4 protein-coding genes and 1 pseudogene are annotated in these 4,435 nt (G+C 47.5%); all 5 read right to left on the bottom strand.

The annotated features are described in order from the left end of the window. Positions 1–231 (bottom strand): annotated as a pseudogene (locus BMZ71_RS15210) (IS701 family transposase); the annotation flags it as partial. Positions 232–426: 195 nt separating this feature from the next. Next, positions 427–1,395 (bottom strand): serine hydrolase, encoded by a 969-nt coding sequence (locus BMZ71_RS14335; protein WP_086990928.1) that lies wholly within the window; start codon positions 1,393–1,395, stop codon positions 427–429. A 32-nt stretch (positions 1,396–1,427) separates the two neighbouring features. After that, positions 1,428–3,284 (bottom strand): carbohydrate-binding domain-containing protein, encoded by a 1,857-nt coding sequence (locus tag BMZ71_RS14330; protein ID WP_086990930.1) that lies wholly within the window; start codon positions 3,282–3,284, stop codon positions 1,428–1,430. A 93-nt stretch (positions 3,285–3,377) separates the two neighbouring features. Continuing rightward, positions 3,378–4,052, bottom strand: a complete 675-nt coding sequence (locus tag BMZ71_RS14325) for a DUF4956 domain-containing protein (RefSeq protein WP_086990932.1) — start codon at positions 4,050–4,052, stop codon at positions 3,378–3,380. Positions 4,053–4,162: 110 nt separating this feature from the next. Further along, on the bottom strand, positions 4,163–4,435 hold a 273-nt coding region (locus BMZ71_RS14320), incomplete at its 5' end, for a transposase (RefSeq protein ID WP_177187638.1).

Raw genomic sequence — 4,435 nt, 5'->3', positions numbered from 1 at the left:
TTTCCCTTCAGATAGGAGATAGTAATACGAGTTCAAACAGCTAGAGGTATCTATCCTCTTCAAAAACCAAGTGTATAAAAAACGGACGGATTGAATCCCTTGTATCGAAATGATCGCCAAAAGAAAAAGGAAAAACTTATTCGCTGTTGGCCGGGTCATCCCGGCAAAATAAGGAGCGAAATATGATTTTAAACTTTTGATTGTAATGCCTTTTTGATATAATTGATTCATAGCAAACAACCCCCTTTTTTTGTTGGTTTTTATCCAAATCAATCATACAAAAAATTTGGGGTTGTTTGTATTTTTATGCCCTTAGGGGCGTGAAAAGTTGTAAAGTGGTGGTATTTAATTCAACCTATATATAGAGAGAAAGTTTGTATGTACGGAGATGATTTCCGGACAGACAAACTTTATCAGTTTTTATGACTATTGTGCATACACGTAAGTCATTACGGCCGATCCGATTTCCTCAAATACTGGAGTTGCGTCATCGGTCGCGTTTAGCCAACCATCTGTCAGGACGGCTACGATATAATTCTGGCCGTCCATTGACAGGATGCCTGCATCGTGGGATACGTCATCCAACAAGCCGGTTTTGTGTGCAAAAGTCACATCCGAGCTAAGACCAGTGTTCAGTGCGTAGACGAGTTGTTGGTTGCCCAAGAGTCCAAGAAAATATTTAGTGCTGGATTCTGAAAGCAATTCACCTTCCAATAGGCGCTCCAACAGGAAGGCTACTTCGGCTGGAGTTGTTTCTAGGTCCCCGTTGTAATAAATGCCGTCATACTCCAGGTAAGGGTTAAAACTTGTGGAAACGAATCCTTGCTCATGGATGAAGGTTTCGATGTTCTCCCAGCCAATCAGGTGTGCAAGTTCTTTTGCGGGTTCATTTGCTGAAACTGTGATGGTACTGGTCAGATAATCATCGATTGTCGCCCCGTCTGCCATCTGGTCCTGCAAGGAAAGTACACCGGCATCGACCTGGTCAAGGATGGCGTACGTCAGAAACAATTTGTAGAGGCTCGCGCTTGTGAAGGTGCGGGATTCATTGGTCGTAATGGCTTCTCCGGTCTGCTCATTGATGAGGACAAAACCAAGCTGATCAGGATAAGTTGCATTCAACTCATCCAAATCCGCTGCCAAATCCTCGCCTGAAGCGGATAAAATGGTGCTGCTCTGGAGAATAGCATTTGCTTCCGCAATGCTGGTCTCATCCGCCTCCTGCATTTCATCAGCCTCATACGCCACATCGGTCATCAGGGTCTGGGCTGATGCAGCACTTTCTCCTTCTTGAGAGTTGGCTAAGTCCCACAAAAGGAACGTGACACAGCCCACAAGGAAGAGGGTAGTAAGGAGAAACGAATATTTCTTTTTTAATCTTTTTCTTTTTTTCATATCAAGTACACCTACTCCGGATAATCATTTTATTATTTAGCGAAGCCACCAGAAGGCATGCCGCCCATTTGTCCGCCGCTAGATTCGGTTGTTGCGCTGACCTCAACGGTTGATGAACCGCCGCTGAAGGACGTATCTTCGTAGATGCCGGTAGCGGAGTCGCCGGATACTGTTCCGCCGGTTGTGATAGTGTACGCAGAACCGTTGACCAGTTCAGGACTGGAGAATACCAAGGACTGGGCCGTTGTCGAAGCTTCGAAAGTCAGGATCACTTCTCCGTCCGGGCCGGTGATCTGGATGGCTTCATCCGCAGCCAATGGGATTGAAGACGTGAACAGGAAGCTTTGGGTGGATGTTGAAGAAGGGCTCATCGCCATTCCGGAGCTGCCGACACCGATCAGGGTCCCGCCATTGATGTTGAACGTGCTGTCGTAATCCAATGTACCATTCATGCTGTCGGTAGGGCCGTTGACGATTACAGTGCCATCGTTCATTTCGATGCTGCCATTGCTGTCGAGTCCGTCTCCGCTAGCGTTTACCACTAGCGTTCCACCGTTGATGGTCAAGAGTCCAGCACCTTCTGCAGTAGACGTGAAGGTGCTTTCGCCAGGGCGTCCGCTGACGGCAGAAGCATCGTTTCCACCGGCTGCATTGATGCCATCGTCTGAGGTAGTCAAAGCGATGTCTCCGCCGTTCAGCGTGATTTCGGTAGCCTCGATGCCTTCATAACTTTGATTGATGTCAATGGTTCCGTCATCGATTGTCACGGTGTTATCGGCATGGATACCATCATCCCCGGAAGCAATCGTGAAATCGCCGCCTGTGATTTGGATCGTATCATTGGTATGGAGTGCATCATCGGAGGTGTCCAATACGAATGTACCGCCGGAAATCGCTAATGATCCTGTCGCTTTCAAACCTTTGGCACTGGTTGTTTCCTCGGTGGTAGTGGTGGCCGCTTCTTCAGTAGGTGCTCCCCATGTTCCCCATGCTTCGCTTGTTGTGCTGCTGTTCGCGCTGCCTCCACCCGTTGTGATCGTAAAGTCGCCGCCAAGGATCTGAAGATCGGTTGCGGCTTGGATGCCGTCCGAAGCTGCAGTGATCGCGAAGGAGCCTGATTCAATCGTTAAGGTTCCTTTGCCTTCTTCCTCCTCATTTGTCGACTGCAGTCCGTCGCCGCCCGCATCGATCGTGAAAGTACCGGAACTGATGAAGAGCGAATCGCTTCCTTTGATTGCATCGCCGACAGAAGTGATTTCATAGGTTCCTTCTGCGATGGTCACATCATCTTTACCTTTGATGGCATGGGCATAATTGGCATCGATGACCAACGTTCCCGTTCCGTTCAGGATGAGGTCTGATTTGCTGAACAGGGTAGCGTCCGGCTCGTCTTCACTGTCTTCGAAGGTATAGGTTTCTCCGTCGCTTAAAGTATTGGTCGTTCCTTCAGCCAAAGTGATGGTCGCGGAGTTGGCGCTTTTCACGTAGATGGCTGCTCCGGCGGAATTCGTGATGGCAGCCCCGTCGAGAACGATCTGGACATCGGCTTCATCGACTGTTTCGACACGGACTTGGCCTTCGCTCAAGGTTCCGCTGAGGATATACGTGCCCGGTTGGGTAATGGTCAGAATGGAACCGTCAGCAGCAGCTCCGGATCCGTCGACTGTGATCGTTTGATCGGAAAAAATGATGGCTGTGCTGTTGCTTTCTGAATAACTGGAGTCAGACATAAGAGTAGATTCAACTGTCGCCTCCGTGGTCGAGACGTCGCTGGATGCTGTTGTGGTGCTCGCTTCAGTAGAGCAAGCAGTCAATAAGGCAAGGGTGCTTGTCAGTGTGAGGATTTGAGTTAGAGGTTTATTCTTTAAGTTCATTATAGTATTTTTCATGGATTAGTTCTCCTATCCTAGTATGTTTTTAAGTTGATTAAGGTTGCTTTATTATGTCTAGCTTTAGGGCTGAGCGAACCCGTTCAGCTTTTCCTACCCTGCTTGATTGCCGTTGTAGCTGACCAAAGTGGCGCTCTGAATGCCTTCTATGGCGCTCAATTCATTCATGAAGCTTGTCTCGTTGTTCTTTACTTTTACTTCATAGATCAATTCCGGTTGACCGCCCGTGATGCTCTTGGATTTTACGATGACTTTGCCGAAACGGTTTTTGATGATTTCGGTCGCCTGCAATTCAGCATTCTCATTCTCCAGCTGCAGCATCAAAATGTAAGGGGCTGAAGAATCGACTTTTCCTGTCAAAACGAGCAGGATGACCGTAATGAATGCAGATCCGAGAAAAGCCAGAGAATACAACCCAGCTCCGAGGATGATGCCGACGCTGATCGACCAGAAAAGGAAGACCAGGTCAAGCGGTTCCTTGATGGCGGTACGGAAGCGGACGATGGAAAGGGCACCGACCATCCCTAGGGAAAGAACAACGTTGGAGGTTACGGCCAAGATGACGAAAGTGGTCAGGACCGATAACAGCACCAACGAGGTGTTGAAGGGTTTCGAATACATGACGCCGGCATAGGTTTTTTTATAGATGAAGAAGATGAACAGGCCGATGAATAGCGCCGATAGCAGGGAAACGGAAGCCGCCGCGATGGAAAAATCGGATGAAGCCTCCAAAAAACTTTTTTTAATGATGTCTGTAAATGTTGTCATTTCAATATTCCTCCTGGTATGTTGTAAATAATATTACCCGCTTCTAGAATGATGGCTAGTGTAGCGTTGATATTTAGAGAAAAGATCGAGATCGACATACTCAACTAGTATCAAATATTTGATTTTTCAATTTTTGGATACAACGAAGCCATCTTTTCTCGCGCTTGATTATTTGTAAAATGCCAACGGATTTTTGATGATCGGGTATTCCGTTCCCGCTCCCATGCAGCCAACTCCGAACGGAGTTTTTCAAAATCATCAATTCTGCGATGTAAACATTGCCTGGTCATAACGTTTAATTCTATTTCGGCAATATTCAACCAACTACCATGTAATGGCGTGAAATGAATCTCTAAGCGGCGGGCTATCCTTCGTGCCTCTTC

The organism is Trichococcus flocculiformis, from assembly GCF_900113645.1.
GTDB lineage: Bacteria > Bacillota > Bacilli > Lactobacillales > Aerococcaceae > Trichococcus > Trichococcus flocculiformis.
Note: the sequence above shows the minus strand (reverse complement) of the source record. Positions and strands in the feature narration are given on the sequence as shown.

Excerpts from the sequence above, each read along its gene's own strand:
- BMZ71_RS14335 (WP_086990928.1), bottom strand. The coding sequence starts at position 1,395 with ATGAAAAAAAGAAAAAGATTAAAAAAGAAATATTCGTTTCTCCTTACT.
- BMZ71_RS14330 (WP_086990930.1), bottom strand. The coding sequence starts at position 3,284 with ATGAAAAATACTATAATGAACTTAAAGAATAAACCTCTAACTCAAATC.
- BMZ71_RS14325 (WP_086990932.1), bottom strand. The coding sequence starts at position 4,052 with ATGACAACATTTACAGACATCATTAAAAAAAGTTTTTTGGAGGCTTCA.